The 20,291-nt window shown below is 67.9% G+C and carries 15 protein-coding genes; 12 read left to right on the forward strand and 3 right to left on the reverse strand.

Features of this window, described 5'->3' with window-relative positions; translation table 11 throughout:
- Window positions 1-210: 210 nt before the first annotated feature.
- Entirely contained in the window at window positions 211-1,035 is an 825-nt protein-coding gene (locus F624_RS0129365; protein WP_169426723.1) for a transporter substrate-binding domain-containing protein, read from the forward strand.
- Window positions 1,019-4,108, forward strand: a complete 3,090-nt coding sequence (locus F624_RS33740) for a bifunctional diguanylate cyclase/phosphodiesterase (protein ID WP_019577960.1) — start codon at window positions 1,019-1,021, stop codon at window positions 4,106-4,108. Before F624_RS0129365 ends, F624_RS33740 begins: the two co-directional genes overlap by 17 nt.
- Here F624_RS33740 and F624_RS0129375 read toward each other — a convergent pair.
- The gene (locus F624_RS0129375) at window positions 4,064-5,104 is read right to left on the reverse strand and encodes a zinc-binding alcohol dehydrogenase family protein (RefSeq protein WP_031256706.1); all 1,041 of its coding nucleotides are present in this window, start codon (window positions 5,102-5,104) and stop codon (window positions 4,064-4,066) included. The two genes, F624_RS33740 and F624_RS0129375, sit on opposite strands and share 45 nt — an antisense overlap.
- Before the next feature lie 112 nt (window positions 5,105-5,216).
- On the opposite strand from F624_RS0129375, the gene F624_RS0129380 reads away from it, so the two are divergent.
- From F624_RS0129380 to F624_RS0129420, 9 genes are all read left to right on the forward strand, one after another.
- Window positions 5,217-6,182, forward strand: a complete 966-nt coding sequence (locus F624_RS0129380) for a LysR family transcriptional regulator (RefSeq protein WP_019577962.1) — start codon at window positions 5,217-5,219, stop codon at window positions 6,180-6,182.
- Complete coding sequence (locus F624_RS0129385) at window positions 6,179-6,934, forward strand: alanyl-tRNA editing protein (protein ID WP_019577963.1); 756 nt, start codon at window positions 6,179-6,181, stop codon at window positions 6,932-6,934. Before F624_RS0129380 ends, F624_RS0129385 begins: the two co-directional genes overlap by 4 nt.
- 56 nt (window positions 6,935-6,990) lie before the next feature.
- On the forward strand, window positions 6,991-9,267 hold the full coding sequence (locus tag F624_RS0129390) for a protein-disulfide reductase DsbD family protein (protein WP_084679790.1): 2,277 nt from the start codon (window positions 6,991-6,993) through the stop codon (window positions 9,265-9,267).
- Between the two features lie 33 nt (window positions 9,268-9,300).
- A complete protein-coding gene (locus tag F624_RS0129395; RefSeq protein WP_019577965.1) occupies window positions 9,301-9,621 on the forward strand; it encodes a thioredoxin family protein in 321 nt (106 codons plus the stop codon).
- A gap of 111 nt (window positions 9,622-9,732) precedes the next feature.
- Window positions 9,733-10,020, forward strand: coding sequence for a BrnT family toxin (locus tag F624_RS0129400; protein WP_019577966.1), 288 nt, complete (start codon window positions 9,733-9,735; stop codon window positions 10,018-10,020).
- Complete coding sequence (locus F624_RS0129405; RefSeq protein WP_019577967.1) at window positions 9,989-10,267, forward strand: BrnA antitoxin family protein; 279 nt, start codon at window positions 9,989-9,991, stop codon at window positions 10,265-10,267. Before F624_RS0129400 ends, F624_RS0129405 begins: the two co-directional genes overlap by 32 nt.
- A gap of 128 nt (window positions 10,268-10,395) precedes the next feature.
- Window positions 10,396-11,538 carry a uroporphyrinogen decarboxylase gene (gene hemE, locus F624_RS0129410; RefSeq protein WP_019577968.1) on the forward strand — a complete coding sequence of 381 codons (1,143 nt, stop codon included), beginning with the start codon at window positions 10,396-10,398 and terminating at the stop codon, window positions 11,536-11,538.
- Between the two features lie 1,412 nt (window positions 11,539-12,950).
- Window positions 12,951-15,062, forward strand: coding sequence for a replication restart helicase PriA (gene priA / locus F624_RS0129415; RefSeq protein ID WP_019577969.1), 2,112 nt, complete (start codon window positions 12,951-12,953; stop codon window positions 15,060-15,062).
- 179 nt (window positions 15,063-15,241) lie between these two features.
- Window positions 15,242-15,994 carry a M48 family metalloprotease gene (locus F624_RS0129420; RefSeq protein WP_019577970.1) on the forward strand — a complete coding sequence of 251 codons (753 nt, stop codon included), beginning with the start codon at window positions 15,242-15,244 and terminating at the stop codon, window positions 15,992-15,994.
- A gap of 19 nt (window positions 15,995-16,013) precedes the next feature.
- Here the strand turns inward: F624_RS0129420 and F624_RS0129425 are convergent, their stop codons facing one another.
- The gene (locus F624_RS0129425; RefSeq protein ID WP_031256715.1) at window positions 16,014-16,991 is read right to left on the reverse strand and encodes an AEC family transporter; all 978 of its coding nucleotides are present in this window, start codon (window positions 16,989-16,991) and stop codon (window positions 16,014-16,016) included.
- Between the two features lie 93 nt (window positions 16,992-17,084).
- Window positions 17,085-18,005 (reverse strand): acid phosphatase, encoded by a 921-nt coding sequence (locus F624_RS36320; RefSeq protein ID WP_157443695.1) that lies wholly within the window; start codon window positions 18,003-18,005, stop codon window positions 17,085-17,087.
- A 193-nt stretch (window positions 18,006-18,198) separates the two neighbouring features.
- Here F624_RS36320 and F624_RS0129435 point away from each other — a divergent pair, with 193 nt between their 5' ends.
- The gene (locus F624_RS0129435; RefSeq protein WP_019577973.1) at window positions 18,199-20,256 is read left to right on the forward strand and encodes an ATP-dependent helicase; all 2,058 of its coding nucleotides are present in this window, start codon (window positions 18,199-18,201) and stop codon (window positions 20,254-20,256) included.
- Window positions 20,257-20,291: the final 35 nt, after the last annotated feature.

Here is a 20,291-nt window from a genome sequence, read left to right on the forward strand (position 1 = left end):
TATTAACGAGACAAATGACCTTGACATGACCTTCAAATTCACCTTGTAACAATTTTTTGATTCACCCAGAATGGGGCTGTCCGAACCGGTTTCGTCGGGTCCGTTCCAGGAAGGCCGCCAATCATGCAGGGCAGGGGAGTTCAAAAAGATCATCGTCCAGGCGACAGGCTGAGGGCTGGGCTGCGGCATGCCTGCCTGGCCTTGGGCCTGGTGGCCGGAGTCCCGTCGGGCTGGGCTGGCGACGCCTTGCGCCTGCGCTTTGCGCCTGAAAAGGACTACGGCCCGTTCATCTACGAGACCCACGAAGGTCAGGTGGAAGGCCTGTCGGCCGACTTCCTGAATGCCATGGCCGCCCAGGGTGAACTTCAAATCGACACCCTGCCAGCACAACCCCTGGCCGCCATTCTGGAGGCCGCCCGGCAGGGCCAGGTCGACCTGATCTCGTCCCTGCGCCCCACACCGGAACGCGCCGAGTTCCTGGGGTTCACCCGCCCCTACGTCACCGTGCCTGCCGTGCTGGTCACCCTGCCCAGTCGGGACCCCCAGTCGCTGGGCGACTTCCGAGGGCGGCCTGTGGCCGTGGGCCGCGGCTATGCGGTGGAATCCTTTGTGCGTGAGAAATACCCTGAGGTCCAATGGACGCCGGTGGATGATGACAGCGAGGGGCTGCGTCTGCTGCGTGCGGGCCACGTGGGCGCCGTGGTGGCCGACGTGGCCAGCGTGCACTTTGCAGCCGACCGGCTGGGCCTGCGCTCCGTGCAGGTGAACGCCGCCATCGGCTTCGAATACCCCCTGAGCTTTGCCTTCCCCAAATCCCGCCCGGACATTGGGCGAGCACTGGAGGACAGCTTGCGTCAGTTGCCGGAGCCAAGGCGTCAGACACTGCGCCAGCACTGGCTGGACGGACGCCAGCAAAGCGGTGACGACCCGCGCGCGGTGTGGTTGCGCCGAATCGGTCTGGGCCTGGCCGGGGTGGCCGTGCTCGGCCTGGTCGTGACCTTGGTGCGCAGGAGCCCGGATGACGACGCCCTCTGAGCACGAAGCCTACCCATCCAGCGAACTGGAGTCTGATACCCCCAGCCCGCCTGTGCAAAGTCACAGCGTGTGGGAGGCCGCCCTGTTCGGCGCTCTGCTTTATGCGCTGCTGGCGGGCATGAGCATCGCCCTGTCACGCCTGCCGGGCAGTGTGGCCACGCTGTGGTTCGCCAACATCGCCGGGGCCTTGCTGGTGGCACACCGACCGGAGCGCGAGGCCTGGGTACTGCTGTCCGCTCTGATCCTGGGCAACCTGGGGGCCAATCTGTTGCTGGTGGAAGACTGGCATGCAGCCCTGGCTTTTGTACTGCCCAACCTGGTCGAGGTAGCGCTGGCAGCCCGAGCCCTGCGCCGGGTGAAAGGCGACACCGATCTGTTGAGCAGCCCGGCCCGACTCCTGCTGATCTTGCTGAACGCAGGCCTGCTGCCGGCGCTGACAGGGGCCACCCTGGGCGCGGCCATGCTGGCTGGCAGCACCCACGCCAGCTTCGGGTTTGTGTGGCCGCGCTGGCTGGAGGGGAGTCTGATCGGCGCCATCTCGATGCTGCCACTGGCCCTGTTTGTGCTGATGCAGGGGGCACGCACACTGTGGCGGCAGTTGTGCACGCTGGAGAACGGCTCGCTGTTGTTGCTGAGTGCTGCCGTGGCCTTGGTGGTGCCGGTGAGCGTGCCCTTTCCCTTTGTCTACATCACCCTGCCCCTGGCCCTGGCCGCCCTGCGGGGTGGCTTTGCCGTGACGGCCAGCGCCTGCCTGCTGGTGTCGGTGCTGACAGGGGCTCAGATCGGTCTGGGCCTGCTGATCCCCCCCCCGACCACCCTGCACTGGGAGCACGTGCTGTTCTACCTGCCCATCCTGGCCGTGGTGGTGCCGCCCACGCTGCTGGCCAGTGCCATGGAAGGCTACCGCCGCAGCCTGCGCGAGCTGCGCACCAGCGAGCGCCGGCTGCGCACCCTGTACAGCCACACCCCGGCGCTGATGATGTCCTTCCTGCCCGATGGCCGCCTGCTGAGCGTGAGCGATCTGTGGCTCCACAAGCTCGGGCGCTCAGGGCCCGAGGTGCTGGGCCAGCCCTTCACCGACTTCATGCCGGCCGAATCGGCCCAATACGTCCAGGCCCACGTGCTGCCTGAACTGCTGCAGCGCGGCCAGTGCCGGGATGTGGCCTGCCGCTGGGTCACCGGCCGGGGCGAGCTGATCGAGTCGCGCCTGTCTGCCGTGTGGGAGCGCAACGCGCGCGGCCAGGCCACGCGCGCGCTGGCGGTCATCGAGGACGTGACCGAGAACCAGCGCCTGGCTCATTTCGCGGCCCAGCGCGAATTCATTGAAGTGACCTTGCACTCGATTGGCGACGGGGTGGTGGCCTGCGATGCCGAGGGCCGCATCCAGTACCTCAACCCGGTGGCCGAAGCCTTGCTGGGCGTTCAGCGCCAGAGTGCACAAGGCCATGCCTTTGACCAGACCCTGGTGCTGCTGGACCCTGAAACCCAATTGCGAATCGACAACCCGGTGCTGCGCTGCCTGCGCACCGGCCGTGGCTCCGGCCTGCCCCGCGAAGCGCTGATGCGCGGCCTGTCGGGGCAGCAACACCCGATTCAACATGCTGTCTCGCCCATCTTCGGCCCGCACGGCCAGTTGCGTGGTGCCGTGATGGTGTTCCAGGACGTGCGTGAAGCCCGTGCGCTGGAGCAACGCATGGCCCACCTGGCCCACCACGACGCCCTGACCGACCTGCCCAACCGGGTGCTGCTGCAGGACCGCATCCAGCAGGCCTGCGAGCGCAGCCGGCGTGAGGGCGGCGGCTTTGGCGTGATGTTCCTTGACCTGGACCACTTCAAACACGTCAACGACTCGCTGGGCCACGCCGCCGGGGATGAGCTGCTGCGCGAAATGGCGCGCCGCCTGAAGACCACACTGCGCACCTGCGACACCATCTGCCGCCTGGGTGGTGACGAGTTCGTCATGCTGGTGGGCGATATCCAGAGCCCGCAGGACCTGGGCGCCGTGGCCGAGAAGGTGTTGTCCGAAGTGGCACGCCCCTGCCTGATCGCGGGGCGCGACATGAACATGTCGGTCAGCCTGGGCCTGGCGCTGTTCCCGGCCGATGGCGAGAACGTGGAACTGCTGATGAAGCATGCCGACACCGCCATGTACCGAGCCAAGCGCGAGGGGCGCAACCGCTACCACTTCTTTTCGCGGGCGCTGGACGAGGCCGCCACCGTGCGCCTGCAGCTGGAGCAGGACATCCGCCGGGGCATTGCAGAGCGCGAATTCATCGTGCATTACCAGCCCCTGGTGCGGGCCCGCGATGGCGCGGTGATCGGGGCCGAAGCCCTGGTGCGCTGGCAGCGCGGGCCTGAGGAATGCTGGGGTCCGGGGCAATTCATCCCGGTGGCCGAAGAAAGCGGCCTGATCGTGGCGCTGGGCGAGCAGGTGCTGGAGCAGGCCTGCGCCCAATTGCGCCAATGGCAGGACCTGGGCCTGCCGGTGCAGCGCCTGTGCGTCAATGTATCGCCGCTGCAGTTTGCTGCGCCGGGCTTTGTCGAGCAGGTGCTGGCCCAGGCCGGCCGCCACCACATCAACCCGGCCCTGCTGGAGCTGGAGATCACCGAAGCTTCGCTGATGAGCCACCCCGAGCAGACCCGCGAGGCCCTGCAACGGCTGAAGGCGGTGGGCGTGAAAGCGGCACTGGATGACTTCGGCACCGGTTACTCCAGCCTCAGCTACCTGCGCCAATTCCCGGTGGACACACTCAAGGTCGACCGCTCTTTTGTGGCCGAACTGCAACAGGACGCCGGCAACCTGCAACTGGTGGCCGCCATCGTGGCCATGGCCGCCACCCTGAAGCTGCATGTGGTGGCCGAGGGCGTGGAAACCCAGGCCCAGGCGGCCCTGCTGGCCGACATGGGCTGCGACACCCTGCAGGGCTTTCTGTTCGCCCGCCCCATGCCTGCCACCGCCATGATTGACTGGTTGGGCCGACGCTGGCCCACCGAGACGCCAGGCAGCGACCCTGAGCGGGCCTCAGGATCAGCCCCAGCCCTGCAGCACGACCTTGCCACGGGCACGCCCTGATTCCACGTGGGCGTGGGCGCGGCGCAGGTTGGTGGCGTTGATGGCCCCCATGTGCTCGCCTTCGGTGCTGCGCAACTGGCCGGCATCAACCAACTCGGCCACGCGGCTGAGCAGGCGGTGCTGCTCGATCTGGTCGGGCGTGCCGAAGCGGCTGCGCGCAAACATCATCTCCCAGTGCAGGCTCAGGCTCTTGGGCTTGAGGGCCATCACATCGAGTTCTCCAGGGGCCAGGTCATCGATCAGGCCCAGCCGGCCCTGAGGCGCCAGCAGCTCGACCAACTGGGGGAAGTAGTCGCCGGTGTGGGTCAGTGAAGCCACCAGCGGCACCTCAGCATGGCCCAGGGCCTGCAACTGCGGCACCAGCGGCTGGCGGTGGTCGATCACGGCGTGGGCCCCCAGGGCCTCGCACCATTGGCGTGTCTCGAGGCGCGATGCCGTGGCCACCACGGTCAGGGCCGTGAGCCGGCGGGCCAGCTGCAGCAGGATGGAGCCCACCCCGCCGCCGGCGCCCAGCACCAGCAGGGTCTGCCCGGCGCCGCCTTGTCCGTCGGCCTGCAGCGGCACGCCCAGGCGATCGAACAGCAGCTCCCAGGCGGTGATGGCCGTCAGCGGCAAGGCGGCGGCCTGGGCGTCGTTGAGGCTGGCGGGCGCCCGCGCGGCGATGCGCTCGTCCACCAGCTGCCGCTCGGCATTGCTGCCGGGGCGGGTGATGCTGCCCGCATACCAGACCCGATCACCGGGCTGGAACAAGGTGACTGCCGGGCCCACGGCCAGCACCGTGCCCACCGCATCCCAACCCAGCACCTCGGCCTGGCCGGGCGCCGGGGCGCGGCTGCGCCGCACCTTGGTGTCCACCGGGTTGACCGACACGGCCGACACGGCCACCAGCAGATCGTGCGGCGCCAGGCTCTGCGCCTGCGGGGCGGGCAATTGCAGGTCCAGCAGCGACTCGGGGTGATCGATGGGCAAGGCCTGGTGGTAGCCCACGGCTTTCATGAGGGTGGAAGAGGTCATGGCATGCGTCCTTCTGACAAAAAGAGTGATGAAGGGGAGAATCTAGGCCTGCACATTCATTTGATAAACCACCTCAAAACAGCATCAATTTCAAATGAAACTTGAAAATATCGACGAGCTGCGCGTGGCCCTGGCCTGTGCCGACACGGGCAGCCTGACGCGCAGCGCACAGCGCCTGTACATCACGCCAGCGGCGGCCAGTGCCGCCCTCAAGAAGCTGGAGTCGCGCCTGGGCGTGCGCCTGTTCGAGCGCAGCACGCGCAGCATGCGCATCACGCCGGGGGGTGAGCTGTTCTGCCAGTACGCCCGCCGCGCCCTGGACCTGCTCGACGAGGGCCAGGCCCAGTTGCACGACGATGGCGCCCAACTGGTGGGCACCATCCGCCTGGCCGCCTCCAGCGACCTGACGCGGCGCGTGTTGCTCGACTGGCTGGACGACTTTCTGCAAGACCACCCGGCGGTCGAGCTGCAGCTTGCCGTCAGCGACACCCTGACCGACGTGGTGCGCGACCAGGTTGACCTGGCCCTGCGCTACGGCGAGCTGGACGACTCGCGTCTGGTGGCGCGCCGCTTGCTGACCACCCGGCGGGTGGTGTGCGCCGCCCCCGCCTACCTGGCCCGCCACGGCGCCCCGCAGCACCCCAGCGAACTGGCCCGGCACGAGTGCCTGAGCTTCATGATCCGCGGCCGGCGGGTGCTGCAGTGGCCGTTTGAACGCAACGACGGGCAAGAATCACTGACGGTGCGTGTGCAGGGCCGGCGCAGCGCAGACGACGCCGAGATCGCCCACCGCTGGGCCCTGGCGGGCCACGGCATCCTGTGCAAGAGCGAGATCGATGTGCATGCCCACCTGGCCAGTGGCGCGCTGGTGCGCCTGCTGCCCGACTGGCAAGGCATCACCATGCCACTGCACGCGGTGCTGCCCAGCAACCGCTTTGTGCCGGCCCGGGTGCGGGCGCTGGTCGACACCCTGGCCCGGCGCTTCGAGGCCTCGGGCATGGGCCTGCCCGGCCCCTTGGCGCACACGGGTGGGCCCGCTTCGCTACCATCGAGCCCATGACCCAAGACCTGTTCCGCCAAGATGCCCGGCTGCGCGAATGCAGCGCCCATGTGACCGCCCTGACCGACGCCGGCGTGGTGCTGGACCGCAGTGTGTTCTACCCCCTGGGCGGCGGCCAGGCCGGTGACGCCGGGCAGCTGCTGCTGGCCGACGGCAGCGTGCTGCACATCATCGACACCCGCAAGGCCAAGGACGAACAGGGCCAGCCCACCGCCGACATCGTGCATGTGCCGGCCCCCGGGCAGGAGGCCGTGCTGGCCCGGCTGCAGCCGGGCAGCGAGCTCACGGCGCGCATCGACTGGGAGCGCCGCCACCGCCTGATGCGCTTTCACACCGCCACCCACCTGCTGTGCCACTTGGTGGCGCAACCGGTGAACGGCTGCTCGATCACACCCGACTATGCCCGGCTCGACTTCCACATGACCGAGCCCCTGGACAAGGACGCCCTGAGCGCCGGCTTGGCGCGCCTGGTGGCGGCGGCGCTGCCGGTGACGGTGGGCGCCATCAGCGATGCCGAACTGGACGCCAACCCCGAGCTGGTGAAAAGCATGTCGGTGCAGCCCCCGCGGGGCAGCGGCCAGGTGCGCACCATCGCCATTGCGGCCCTGCCCGGCAGCACGGCCTTGGTCGATCTGCAGCCCTGCGGCGGCACCCATGTGGCCAACACCGCCGAGATCGGCGCCATGGTGGTGACCAAGATCGAGAAGAAAAGCGCCAACTCGCGCCGCGTCGTGCTGGGGTTTGCAGCGTGAGTCAGCGGCCCCTGATCGGCGGAACTTCGGCCACGGCGCCCGCTCCCAGAGCGGCCATGTCCTTTTTATATCCCACCCTCCGCGCCTTGCGCTCCTGGCGGCTGACCACGGCCCTGCTGGGCGCGGCCAGCCTGCTGCTGCCCGCCACCGCCCCGGCCCAGATCGAACTGCGCACCGGCGCCGGGGCCGGCCGGCCAGCCTTGTCCAGCCCGGCCGCGCCGCCCAGCAGCGTCAGCACCCCACGCGTGCGGGCCGAGTTGCTGGCCCTGGCGCCGCAAGGCGTGGGCCCGGGCCAGCCGCTGTGGCTGGGCCTGCAGATCACCCACCAGCCCGAATGGCACACCTACTGGAAGAACCCCGGCGACTCCGGCCTGCCCACCCAGCTGAGCTGGCAGTTGCCCGCTGGACTGAGCGCGGGCGAGATCGCCTGGCCCGTGCCGCACAAGATCCGCATCGGCGCCCTGGCCAACCTGGGCTACGAAGGCACGGTGCTGCTGCCGGTGCCCGTGACCGTGGCGCCGGGCTGGAGCGCCGCCTCCGGCACGCTGCCGATCCGCCTCAAGGCCAGCTGGCTGGTGTGCCGCCAGGAATGCATTCCTGAAGAGGCCGAGCTGGGGCTGGACCTGCCAGTGGGCAGCTCCACCGCCGCCAGCCTGCCCGCCTTTGAGGCCGCCCGGGCCGCCCAACCCCAGGCCCTGGCAGGCGCCGCGGCCAGCCAGAGTGCGGCCCAGGTGTCGGCCGACGGCCTGAGCCTGCGCATTGCCGGCCTGCCGGCGGCCTGGCGCGGCCAGCCCCTGAACCTGTACCCCGAAACCCCGGAGATGCTCGACATCGCCGCCCCCGCCGAATCGCGCTGGGACGGCGACACCTGGGTCACCCGGGTGCCCCTGTCGGCCCAGCGCAGCGGCCAAGCCAGCCAGATCGCGGTGGTGCTGCAACGCGAAGGCACGGCCCTGCCGGCCTGGCGGGTCGAACTGCCGGTGCGCGGCGACTGGCCGGCCACGCCGGTGGCCGGCAAGGTCGAGGTCTCGCCCGCACTGAGCGCCGCGCTGGCGGCCAACCAGGCCGCGGCCCAGGCAGCGCCCGCCACCGAAAGCGGCACGGGCTCTGCCTGGCTGCCGGCCCTGCTGGGCGCCTTGCTGGGGGGGCTGATCCTGAACCTGATGCCCTGCGTGTTCCCGGTGCTGGCCATCAAGCTGCTGGGCTTTTCGCGCCACAGCGGCGAGCACGGTGCCCGCCACCTGCGCCTGCAGGGCCTGGCCTACACCGGCGGCGTGGTGCTGTCTTTTCTGGCCCTGGGCGCGCTGATGCTGGCCTTGCGCGCGGGCGGCGCCCAGCTGGGTTGGGGCTTTCAGTTGCAGTCGCCCGGCGTGGTGGCGGCCCTGGCAGCCCTGTTCACCCTGGTCGGGCTGAACCTGGCTGGCGTGTTCGAGTTCGGCGCCTGGCTGCCCAGCGGGCTGGCCAGCGTGCAGGCGCGCCACCCCGTCATCGATGCCGGCCTGTCGGGCGTGTTGGCGGTGGCCATCGCCTCACCGTGCACCGCGCCCTTCATGGGGGCTTCGCTGGGCTTTGCCGTGGCCCTGCCCGCAGCCCAGGCGCTGGCCATCTTCGCCGCCCTGGGCCTGGGCATGGCCCTGCCTTACCTGGCCGTGGCCCTGGTGCCCGGTCTGAGCCACGGGCTGGCGCGGCGCCTGCCCCGCCCCGGCCCCTGGATGGTGGTGTTCCGCCAGTTGATGGCCTTCCCCATGTTCGGCACCGTGGCCTGGCTGGTCTGGGTGCTGGGCCAGCAAAGCGGCATCGACGGCGCGGGCGCCCTGCTGGCCCTGCTGGTGGCCCTGAGCGCCACCGTCTGGGCGCTGACGCTGCGCCACCGCGCCCGCCTGGTGCTGGGGGCGGCCTTCGCCGCCCTGCTGCTGTGGCTGGGCTGGAGCCTGGGGCCCCAGGTGACCCACCTGGCCGAACCGACCCCCAGCAGCGCCCAGGCCGACGCGACCTGGGCCCCCTGGTCCGAAGCCCAGGTGCAGAGCCTGGTGGCCCAGGGCCGGCCGGTGTTCATCGACTTCACTGCCGCCTGGTGCGTGACCTGCCAGGTCAACAAGCGCAGCACGCTGTCCAATCCGGCCTTGCTGGCCGACATGGCCCAGAACAAAGTCGCCTTGCTGCGCGCCGACTGGACACGGCAGGACCCGGCCATCACCACCGCCTTGCGTGCCCTGGGCCGCAGCGGCGTGCCTGTTTACGTGGCCTACCGGCCGGGCCAGCCGCCCCAGGTGCTGTCCGAGCTGCTGAGCGTGCGCGACGTGCGCCAGGCCCTGAACCTGCCGGGCACCTGAGCGGCCCGGCCCCTTGCACTTGAACGGACCACCATGCCCGCCTTTCCACTCTATGAACCCGAAGCCCCCTCGCGCGCCGAGGTCGAAGCCCTGCCCGGGCGCACCCTGCTGCAGTTCGGCACCGACTGGTGCGGCCACTGCCGCGCCGCCCAGGTGCCGGTGACCGAAGCCCTGGCCGCCCACCCCGGGCTGCGCCACCTGCTGGTGGAAGACGGCCCCGGCCGCCCGCTGGGCCGCGCCTATGGCGTCAAGCTGTGGCCGACGCTGATCCTGCTGATCGATGGCCAGGAAAAGGCCAGGCTGGTGCGCCCGACCGAGACAGCCGCGGTGCTGCAGTGGCTGGCCACTGAATAAGGCCCGAAAGCCAGCTGAGGATTCAGGGTGAACAAGCCAACGCCCCGGGCTGATGACCTCTTTTTGTTACAACAAAATAAAGATTGAAGCCTGCAAATCCACCATCCTAAAATGGTGGAGCTTGAATATGATCCCCGCAAAAACGAAGCCAACATCCGGCAGCGCGGCCTCTCGTTTGAACTGGTGCGACAGTTTGACTTCGAGTCTTCGCTGATCTGGCAGGACAGGCGCCAGCCCTACCCTGAAACACGCTACATCGCCCTGGGCTTGATCGGTGTCCGAGCCCATGTGGTGGTGTACTCCGAGACGAACCGGGGCATCCGGGTGATCAGTTTTCGCAAGGCCAATTTCGGAGAGCAAAGCCGCTATGAGCAAGAAGCCCGATCCCGAGACGACTGACGCCGACAATCCGGCCTGGACAGAGGCCATGTTCAAGCAGGCAGTGCGTGTGGACGACTTGCCCGACAGCCTGCGCGACAAGCTCAGGCGCAGCCCCCGCGGCCCGCAGAAGGCACCGCGGAAGATCTCGACCACCATCCGCTTGTCGCCCGAGGTGGTGACCGCTTTCCGCGCGGCTGGAGACGGATGGCAAACCCGCATCGATCAAGCCTTGAAAGAGTGGCTGAAGATGCACCCTCAGAGTTGAGGTTTTGCAGCAAACTGGCTTCCGCTGCTTTCGTCAGCACTTGCTCAGCACATCAAAATTGATCCAGGGCAAGAAACCCGGGCACCCTGCGTTACAGCCAGAACGCACGGTGCTGCGACAATCCAGGGATGAGCACCTCCGCCGCCCCCCACCCAGCCGCCAGCCGCTTCGCGCCGCTGCAAAACGACACTTTTCTGCGCGCCTGCTGGCGCCAGGCCACCGACCACACCCCGCTGTGGCTGATGCGCCAGGCCGGCCGCTACTTGCCCGAGTACTGCGCCACCCGGGCGCGGGCCGGCAGCTTCATGGGCCTGGCCACCAACACCGATTTCGCCACCGAGGTCACGCTGCAGCCGCTGGAGCGCTATGCGCTGGACGCCGCCATTTTGTTCTCCGACATCCTGACCGTGCCCGATGCCATGGGCCTGGGCCTGTCCTTCGCCCAGGGCGAGGGCCCGCGCTTTGCCACCCCCGTGCGTGACGAGGCCGCGGTGGCGGCCCTGCAGGTGCCCGACATGGACAAGCTGCGCTACGTGTTCGACGCCGTCACCAGCATCCGCCACGCCCTGAAGGGCCGGGTGCCACTGATCGGCTTTTCGGGCAGCCCCTGGACGCTGGCCTGCTACATGGTCGAAGGCAAGGGCAGCGATGACTACCGCCTGGTCAAGACCATGCTGTACAGCCGCCCCGACCTGATGCACCGCATGCTCGAGGTCAACGCCGATGCCGTGGCCACCTACCTGAACGCCCAGATCGAGGCCGGCGCCCAGGCGGTGATGATTTTTGACAGCTGGGGTGGCGTGCTGGCCGATGGCGCCTTCCAGCAGTTCAGCCTGGCCTACACGGCCCGCGTGCTGCAGCAGCTCAAGCGCGAACATGAGGGCGTGGCCATTCCGCGCATCGTGTTCACCAAGGGCGGCGGCCAGTGGCTGGATGCCATGTCGGCCCTGGACTGCGAGGTGCTGGGCCTGGACTGGACGGTTAACCTGGGCCAGGCGCGTGCCCGCGTGGGCGGTGCCGTGGGTGGCCCGGGCAAGGCCCTGCAGGGCAACATCGACCCCAACGTGCTGTTTGCCCCGCCGCAGCAGATTGCGCAAGAGGTAACCCGCGTGCTCGACAGCTTCGGCACCCCGCACCTGGACCCGCTGACCACCGGCCCCACCCACATCTTCAACCTGGGCCATGGCATCAGCCAGTACACCCCGCCCGAACACGTGAGCGCACTGGTCGAAGCCGTGCACACCCACTCACGGCGCCAGCGTGGGCTCTGAAGCCTGAACGCCCCCCTGAAACGCCCGATCCGGGCGTTTTTTTTCGCCTCCTCATGCGGTGCTGGAACAAGTCAAAACGGCCGCGTCAAGCCTCTTATGCACAAATCATCTGATGCACCGCAACACATGGGCAGCGTGGCCGCCGATACCGCTGGAGTCTGCAAGTCATTGATTCATATAGAGTTTATGGACTGCCGATTTTGCAGGCAACCTAAGCAAAGCCTTGTGGCACAAGGGTTTTGACGGTTCACGAACGGGATATCAACAAACTTATCCACAGGTTCTGTGAGTTTTTGTTAAACCACCCATCTGACAAGCACTTAGCGCCGTATTTTCAAGCCCGGCCTCAGCAACGCCGGCGATCGCCGAGCGAACATCTGTCTGCCAACCTCCAGGCCCCACAACACCTGCCCAGACAAGCCCCCTGAAGAACCGCAAAAGACCGTGCCGTCAAGCACTTATGCACAAAATATCTGATGCATCGCAACACGATGCGCCCCCTGACACAGCCCTGCGCGAATTACATAAGTCGTTGATTCATATGGGCTTTATATTTTGCCGATTTTGTGGGCAGCGTAAGCAAACCCTTGTGCCACAAGGGTTTGCGGCGCTTGAGGGGCGGATATCAACAAAGTTATCCACAACTTCTGTGTACACCTGAAAAACCCCTTTTGGCATCAAGCACTTAGCGCGGCTTTCTCGGCCTGCGATGAACTGAACGGAGCGAATTGACCGACAGTCGGAAAGTCTCGCGCTCGCTTCCACAGGGCCCACCCGTCGGCCGCCCTTGACACAGGGCATGCTCCGAGACTTGTGCACAGCAGCAAGCCACCCCCAGGCTTGGCTTGAAGAGGGTGTCTTTTCACAATTCACGTTTTCATGCATTTCCAAGCCTTTGATTTCATTGGACTTTTTAAACTGCCAAATAAACAGGCAAGTCGTTGAAAGCCTTGTGGGACAAGGCTTTGACGTGGCTGGCGACAGGCTATCCCCAAAGTTATCCACAGAAAACCGGTGCTCTTCTGAAAAATGCAAGCAAATCAAGCACTTGCGGACAAGTCGTGAGACCCAGGCTGATGCGAACAAGTCTGTGGACAGTTTGTGCAGCCTTGGGGACAAGTCTTGTTGGCACGAAAGTGCGTTCGCTGGTCGAAGTTATGCACAAAACTGGGGCACCTGCTCGGCCCTGAAAAACACCCCTTCTGGGCCGCTTGAAAAAATGGCTAAGTCCTTGTCCGCATTCAATTTGCGAGTGGCCATGGCGGCAGGGGCAGCCGCTCGCGCGAGCGGCCCAGGCCAAGCCCAGTGGCCCTGCGCGAGCATCTGTCAACAAACTTATCCACAGTTGGCACAGGCGTTCCAAGCCGGGGGCTGGGTCGGGCCCCCGGCGCACTGACGCACAATCCAGCCCCATGACCCACCGGATTGCCGTCGTGGTCCAGACGCCGGCCCACAGCGGCCTCTCAGGGCCCCTCACCTACCTGAGCCCGGAGCCCGTCGCCCCGGGCACCCTGGTGCGCGTGCCCCTGGGCAAGCGCGAGACCCTGGGGGTGGTCTGGCCGGTGCGTGAAGCCGAGCTGGACAGCGCCGGGGTGGCCGAACGCCAGATCGCCGGCGTGCTGGGCGGCCTGCCCCCCCTGGGCCAGGCCTGGATGCGGCTGGTGAGCTTTTCGGCCCGGTACTACCAGCGCTCGCTCGGCGAAGTGGCGCTGGCCGCCCTGCCCCCTCAATTGCGTGAGCTGGGTCCGGAGCAGTTGGCGCGCCGGCTCAAGCGCCAACCGCAGGCCACCGACGGTGCCGACGCCCCAGCCAGTGCGGTGGCGCTGCCTGAACTGACGGCCGAGCAAGTGGAGGTGACCCGGGCCATCGAAGAGGGCAGCGGCCCCTTCCTGCTGTTTGGCGCCACCGGCAGCGGCAAGACCGAGGTCTACCTGCGCAGCGTGCAGGCCCTGCTGGAACGCGACCCCACGGCCCAGGCCCTGGTGATGGTGCCCGAGATCAACCTGACGCCGCAGCTGGAAGAGCGCTTCCAGGCCCGCTTTGCGCCACGCTGGGGCGAGCAGGCGGTAGTCTCGATGCACAGCGGCATGACCAACCCGCAGCGCCTGAAAAGCTGGCTGGCCGCGCATGGCGGCGCGGCGCGCATCGTGCTGGGCACGCGCATGGCCATCTTCGCCTCGCTGCCGGGCCTGCGCCTGATCATCGTGGACGAGGAGCACGACCCCAGCTACAAGCAGCAGGAGGGGGCCCGCTACTCGGCGCGCGACCTGGCGGTGTACCGCGCCCAGCAAGAGGGTGCCAAGGTGCTGCTGGGCTCGGCCACGCCCTCACTCGAGAGCTGGCACCACAGCCGCCCGGCCGCCGAAGGCGGGCGCTACCAGCGCCTGCTGATGCCCACGCGGGTGGGTGCGGCCGCCGCGGCCGGCCTGCCCCGGGTGCGCCGGGTGGACATGAACCGCCAGCCCCGGGGCAGCGTGTTCTCGGCCCCGCTGAGTGCCGCCCTGCGCGAGCGGGTGGCCCGCGGCGAGCAGGTGATGATCTTCCTGAACCGGCGCGGCTACTCGCCCGTGCTGCACTGCCGCGACTGCGGCTGGAAGAGCGAATGCCCGCACTGCAGCGCGTTTCGCGTCTTCCACAAGATCGACCGCACCCTGCGCTGCCACCACTGCGGCTTCACCCAGCCCGTGCCACGTGCCTGCCCCGAATGCGGCAACCTGGACATCTCACCCCTGGGCCGGGGCACCGAGCAGCTCGAAGAACAGTTGGCCGAATTGTTCGAAGGCACGCTGCGGCCCGACGGCCAGCCGGTGCGCATCGCCCGCATCGATGCCGACAGCACCCGGGCCAAAGGCGCCCTGGAGTCCCAGCTGGCCCAGGTGCACACCGGCGAGGTCGACGTGCTGGTGGGCACGCAGATGATTGCCAAGGGGCACGACTTCCGCCGCGTCACCCTGGTGGCGGCCATCAACCCCGACGGGGCCCTGTTCTCCAGCGACTTCCGGGCGCCCGAGCGCCTGTTTGCCCTGCTGATGCAGGCCGGCGGGCGGGCCGGACGCGACGCCGCCTTCGTGAGCGCACAAAACAGCGAAGGCGAGATGTGGGTGCAGACCTTCCACCCCGACCACCCGCTGTTCGAAGCCCTGAAGCGGCACGACTACCCGGCCTTTGCCGCGCAACAACTGCGCGAGCGTGAGCAGGCCGGCATGCCGCCCTTCTCGTTCCAGGCCCTGGTGCGCGCCGAGGCCCGCAGCCAGGACGTGGCCCAGGCCTTTCTGAATGCCGCCAGCGCCACAGGTGAGGCCCTGCCCGGGGCCGAGCAGGTGTTCCGCTTTCCGGCCGTGCCCATGACGGTGCAGCGTGTGGCCAACATCGAGCGGGCCCAGATGCTCATCGAGTCGGATTCGCGTGCCGCGCTGCAGCGCTTTCTGGCCGCCTGGCAGGGCGTGCTGCACGCCACCCGCGCCCTGCCCGAGCACAAGGGCCTGATCCGCTGGGCCATCGATGTCGACCCGCTCATGATCTGAGCCTCTCGCGCCCGAAGCTGCGCCACTGGTGCCGTCGGCCTGGTTACAAAGCTCTCAAAGCGAAAGATCAAAGGACGGCGGCCGCCCCCTGGCTCGACACTGCGCAGGCTCTGCAAGGCCCGGGGAAGGACCCTGGGTCTTCGTGCAGAGCAAGCAAGTACAAACAGGGAGCACCTTCCATGAAACACCGTTTCTGGCCCAGCGCCACACTGGCCGCCGCACTGAGCTTCACCGGCAGCCTGGCCCAGGCCTTCGACCTTGGGAGCGCCGTCAGCGCAGCCGGCAAGGGCCTCAAGGCCGCCACCCTGAGCGACGCCGAAGTGGCCGATGTGGCGCGCCAGGTCAGCGCATCCGAGGACAAGCGCAACAAGGTGGCGGCCGCCGGCTCGTCGTATGCGGCCCGGCTGGACCGGCTGGCCGCAGGCCTGAAAAGCGAAGACGGCCTGAAGCTCAACTTCAAGGTCTACCTCAACCCCGAGGTGAATGCCTTTGCCATGGCCGATGGCACCGTGCGGGTGTACAGCGGCTTGATGGACAAGATGAACGACAACGAGCTGCGCTTTGTCATCGGCCACGAAATCGCGCACGTGAAGCTGGGCCACAGCAAAAAGGCCTTGCAGACGGCCTATGCGGCCTCTGCGGCACGCGATGCGGCCGCCGCATCCGGCAATACCGCGGTCGCCGTGCTCAGCCAGTCGGCACTGGGAGACCTGGCCGAAAAGCTGATCCACGCACAGTTTTCACAAAGCCAGGAGAGCGATGCCGATGCGTATTCCGTTCGCTTCATGCAAACGCACCAGTACGACACCCAGGCCGCCAGCAGCGCTCTGCGCAAACTGCAAGACCTGGGCGGCGGCGAGAAAAGCATGTTCTCCAGCCACCCGGCCCCGGGCGATCGGGCCAAACAGGTGGAATCTCAGCTGAAAGGTTGAGCAGCGCCGGCTCTCACGCTCAGCGCAGCCAGGCCACGGCGGCCGGAAAGCTGACAAAGGCCACCACCGTCGACAGCAGGATGATGCGCGCCACGCGCCCCGTGTCGGCGCCAAAGCGCTCGGTCAGCATGGACACATTGCTGGCGCTGGGCAGGGCCGCCAGCAAGACCACCACGGTCAAGGCAAAGGGGTCCAGCGGCAAGCCGGCGGCCATGGCGGCGCGGCCTGCACCCCACACCAGCACCGGGTGCAGCACCAGCTTGTACAGCGCAATGCGCGGCACATCGCCCCAGCCCCGGGTGCTGGCGGCCTGGCGCGAGGGCAGCAGCTGCGAACGCGCCAGCACCGCGCCCATGGTGAACAGGGCCACGGGCGAGGCGGCATCGGCCAGCAGCGAGACGGTTTTCTGCAGCGGCGCCGGCAGACTGAAGCCCAGCACCGAGGCCAGCCCACCCAGCAAAATGGACCAGGGCATGGGGTTGGCCACCACCCCGCGCAGGGCATTGCGCAGGGCCTGCGCCACACCATGCTGGCCGGCACCGTCCAGGCGCGACAAGGCAATGCACAGCGAGGAGGTAAAGACCATGTCGGCCACCAGCGTGACGATGGTGGGCCCCACCACCTGGGCCCCCAGCAGGGCCACCAGCAAGGGCACGCCCATGAAGCCGGTGTTGGGAAACGCGGCCACCAGGGCGCCAAAAGCCGTGTCGTTCCAGCCCAGCCGGGTGGCTGCCGGCCCGCGGCGGGTGCTGAGCACGGTCAGCCCCACCAGCGCCAGCGAGCACAGCAGGTAGACCCCGAACAGCGTGGCGTCCAGCATCTGGGCAATCGGGGTGCTGGCGCCGAAGCGGTACAGCATGCAAGGCAGGGCAAAGAACAGCACAAAGCTGTTCAGCCCGCCAATGGCCTCCAGCGGCAGCATGCGCCGGCGCGTCGCCACATAGCCGCACAGGACCAGGGCAAAGAAGGGAAAGGTGACTTGCAGAATCGAGAGCACGGCCAAACGCTTTCAGCCGGCTGCCCGGCAGGGGGTGCCGGGCGGACCCCCAACCTCGGCAAGCGGCCTATTCTGCCGGCTTTGCGGGCGCGTTCAAGGCTTCAGCGCCAAGGCCTGCGCTTCGGCGGCGCAGTCTCGCACCAGGGGCGGCGCGGCCTGGCGCAAGGCCGCCACCTCGGCCGCCGCGCGCTTCCATTGGGCCTGGTAGACCGGATCGGCCTGCAGCCGCGCCACCGCCGCGGCCGCCACGACCCGGCCGTTGTCCACATCGCTTTGCCAATGCGCACCGCAGATCATGCGGCTTTGGCCGAAGGCATAGCCCCGCGCCAGCAGGGCATCGGTGCGCTCCGGCATCAGGCTGGTGAGCACCAGGGCCCAGGCCCAGCCGATGGCCGTGTGGCCCGAGGGGTAAGACCCATCCTTGCGCAGCGCGGGCTCGTCGTCCGGGGTGCAGGTGCCGGTGTTGTTGACCACGAAGGGGCGCTCACGCTGGTAGAACACCTTGGCCTTGTAGGTGCTCAGGCCCGCATCGGCAAAGCTGCGCTGCATCAGCGTGGTCAGGTGGGGGGTGAGCTGGGGGTCGAACTCGAAGCCGGTGGTGCAGGCAAAGGCGTTGGCCGAGGCCGGGAATTTCAGATTAGCATCTTGCCGCGCCAGTGCACCGCGCGGCCCCTGGGCCAGGGCGCGGGTGTTTTCAAACGCGGCCTGATCGGCCTGGGCCGCCGCCGAGCCCGGTGCGGGCGGCGCCGGCAGCAGGGCCAGGCTGTCGGGGTATTGCTCGGCCTTCAGGTACCCACGCATCACGCCCGAGCCGGGCCGGGTTTCACCCACCTCGGCCAGGGTGGTGGGGGGCTCGGACGGATCGTTGGCTGAGCCGGCGTGGCTGCCACCGCAACCGCTCAGGAAAAGGGGCGAGGCGAGTGCCGCCCCCAGGGCCAGCACAGCTGCAAAGGAGCGTGGGGCAAGCCCGCGGGTGGCGGAATGGGGGTGAGGGGTGGGCAAGGGCAAAGGCATGGGTGTTGTCTCCGGATCGCAAGCGTTGTGAACGGAGCCGGCCTCGGCAGGCAGGTACCGGCTCCCGGGCCGGCCAGCGCGCCGGCGCCAGCCGGGGGCCCACCAGCGTGCGCTGGCCGGTGCCGGTATCATTGCGGGCCCCGCTGGCCTCCCTGCCGCTCATCAGCCTGTCACAGGCGCCGTCCATCTCCCCATGTCTGCTGGTCTGAATTTCGCCCAACTTGAAGCCGTGAACTACCTGCAGGGCCCCTGCCTGGTGTTGGCAGGCGCCGGCTCGGGCAAGACACGGGTGATCACGATGAAGATCGCGCGCCTGATCGAGGCGGGCATGCCCCCGAAGCGCATCGCGGCCATCACCTTCACCAACAAGGCCGCGGCCGAAATGCGCGAGCGGGCCAAGGGCCTGATCGGGCGCAATGCCAAAGACCTGGTGATCTGCACCTTCCACGCGCTGGGCGTGCGCCTGATGCGTGAAGACGGCCAGGCCCTGGGCCTGAAGCCGCAGTTCAGCATCCTGGACGCCGATGACGTGACCGGCATCCTGAAAGACTGCGGCGGCAGCCCCGACATGGCCACGGCGCGCCAGTGGCAATGGACCATCAGTGCCTGGAAGAACCAGGGCATGAACTCGGCCGATGCCATGGCCCAGGCCGAGAACGACCACGAGCGGGTGATCGCCGAGATCATGGCGCGCTATGAAGAACGCCTGACGGCCTACCAGAGCGTCGACTTCGACGACCTGATCGGCATGCCCTTGAAGCTGTTGCGCGACTTCCCCGAGGTGCGCGAGAAATGGCAGAACACCCTGGGCCACGTGCTGGTGGACGAGTACCAGGACACCAATGCCACCCAGTACGAGGTGCTCAAGGCTCTGGTGGGCGAGCGAGCGCGCTTCACCGCGGTGGGCGACGACGACCAGTCGATCTACGGCTGGCGCGGCGCCACGCTGGACAATCTGCGCAAGCTGCCGATCGATTTTCCGCAGCTGAAGGTGATCAAGCTGGAGCAGAACTACCGCTCCACCTCGGCCATCCTGCGTGCGGCCAACAACGTGATCCAGCCCAACCCCAAGCTGTTTCCCAAGACCCTGTTCTCGGAGCTGGGCGAGGGCGAGCCGGTGCGCGTGGTCGACGCCGACAACGAAGAGCACGAGGCCGAGCGTGCCGTGGCCCGCATCCAGAGCCTGCGCGCCACCTCGCAATGGAAGAACCTGAAGGATTTCGCCATCCTGTACCGCGCCAACCACCAGGCGCGCATGTTCGAGCAGGCGCTGCGCCGTGCGCAGATCCCGTACAAGGTGTCGGGCGGGCAGAGCTTTTTTGACCGGGCCGAAATCAAGGACCTGTGCGCCTGGTTCCGGCTGTGGATCAACAACGACGACAACCCCGCGTTCCTGCGCTCCATCACCACGCCCAAGCGTGGCATCGGCCACACCACGCTGGCCCAGCTGGGGGTGTATGCCGACCAGTACAAGCTGAGCCTGTTCGAGTCGCTGTTCAGCTCGTCGCTGCAGAACGTGCTGCCGGCGCGGGCGTCGGCGGGGCTGCAGGAGTTCGGCCGCTACGTGAACGACCTGGAATACCGGGCCAAGCAGACGCTGGGCGCCGAAGATGCACGCGCCTTCCTCAATGAATTTCTCAAAGAGATCGGCTACGAGCAGCATCTGTACGACAACGAGGACAGCGAGAAGGCCGCTGCCACGCGCTGGACCAACGTGATGGAGTTCTGCGACTGGATGGCCGGGCGCTGCGGTGGCCAGATCGACGACACCGCGGGCGTGACCACCAGCACCGAGAAAAAGAACCTGCTGGAGGTGGCGCAGACGATTGCCCTGCTGTCCACCATCAGCGACCGCGAGCAGGAGCAGGACGTGGTGACGCTGTCCACCCTGCACGCCTCCAAGGGCCTGGAGTGGCCGCATGTGATGCTGGTGGGCGTGAACGAGAACATCCTGCCCTTCAAGATGGACCAGGAGCCCGGCAGCGCCGAGAGCGGTGAAAGCCTGGCGCTGCGCCTGCAGGAAGAACGCCGCCTGATGTATGTGGGCATCACCCGCGCCCAGCGCACGCTGGCGGTGAGCTGGACGCGCCGGCGCAAGAAGGGCCGCGAGATGGTCGCCGCCCTGCCCAGCCGCTTCATCGCCGAAATGGCGCTGGACCAGAAAACCGTGAAGGAAGACCCGCGCGAGAAGCTCAAGGCCTTGCGCGCCGAATTCGCCAAGCGGGCGGCGGCCGGCGCCGCCCCCACCTGAACCGCGGCCCCCCGGTCTACCGGGCCCGACGCACT

Source organism: Curvibacter lanceolatus ATCC 14669, from assembly GCF_000381265.1.
GTDB lineage: Bacteria > Pseudomonadota > Gammaproteobacteria > Burkholderiales > Burkholderiaceae_C > Curvibacter > Curvibacter lanceolatus.

Bases quoted from the DNA above. Each gene is read 5' to 3' on its own strand.
- F624_RS0129385 (WP_019577963.1), top strand. From the start codon at position 6,179: ATGACCCAAGACCTGTTCCGCCAAGATGCCCGGCTGCGCGAATGCAGC.
- priA (WP_019577969.1), top strand. From the start codon at position 12,951: ATGACCCACCGGATTGCCGTCGTGGTCCAGACGCCGGCCCACAGCGGC.
- F624_RS0129380 (WP_019577962.1), top strand. From the start codon at position 5,217: ATGAAACTTGAAAATATCGACGAGCTGCGCGTGGCCCTGGCCTGTGCC.
- F624_RS0129375 (WP_031256706.1), bottom strand. From the start codon at position 5,104: ATGAAAGCCGTGGGCTACCACCAGGCCTTGCCCATCGATCACCCCGAG.
- F624_RS0129405 (WP_019577967.1), top strand. From the start codon at position 9,989: ATGAGCAAGAAGCCCGATCCCGAGACGACTGACGCCGACAATCCGGCC.
- F624_RS33740 (WP_019577960.1), top strand. From the start codon at position 1,019: ATGACGACGCCCTCTGAGCACGAAGCCTACCCATCCAGCGAACTGGAG.
- F624_RS0129420 (WP_019577970.1), top strand. From the start codon at position 15,242: ATGAAACACCGTTTCTGGCCCAGCGCCACACTGGCCGCCGCACTGAGC.
- hemE (WP_019577968.1), top strand. From the start codon at position 10,396: ATGAGCACCTCCGCCGCCCCCCACCCAGCCGCCAGCCGCTTCGCGCCG.
- F624_RS0129395 (WP_019577965.1), top strand. From the start codon at position 9,301: ATGCCCGCCTTTCCACTCTATGAACCCGAAGCCCCCTCGCGCGCCGAG.
- F624_RS0129390 (WP_084679790.1), top strand. From the start codon at position 6,991: ATGTCCTTTTTATATCCCACCCTCCGCGCCTTGCGCTCCTGGCGGCTG.
- F624_RS0129435 (WP_019577973.1), top strand. From the start codon at position 18,199: ATGTCTGCTGGTCTGAATTTCGCCCAACTTGAAGCCGTGAACTACCTG.
- F624_RS0129400 (WP_019577966.1), top strand. From the start codon at position 9,733: ATGGTGGAGCTTGAATATGATCCCCGCAAAAACGAAGCCAACATCCGG.
- F624_RS36320 (WP_157443695.1), bottom strand. From the start codon at position 18,005: ATGCCTTTGCCCTTGCCCACCCCTCACCCCCATTCCGCCACCCGCGGG.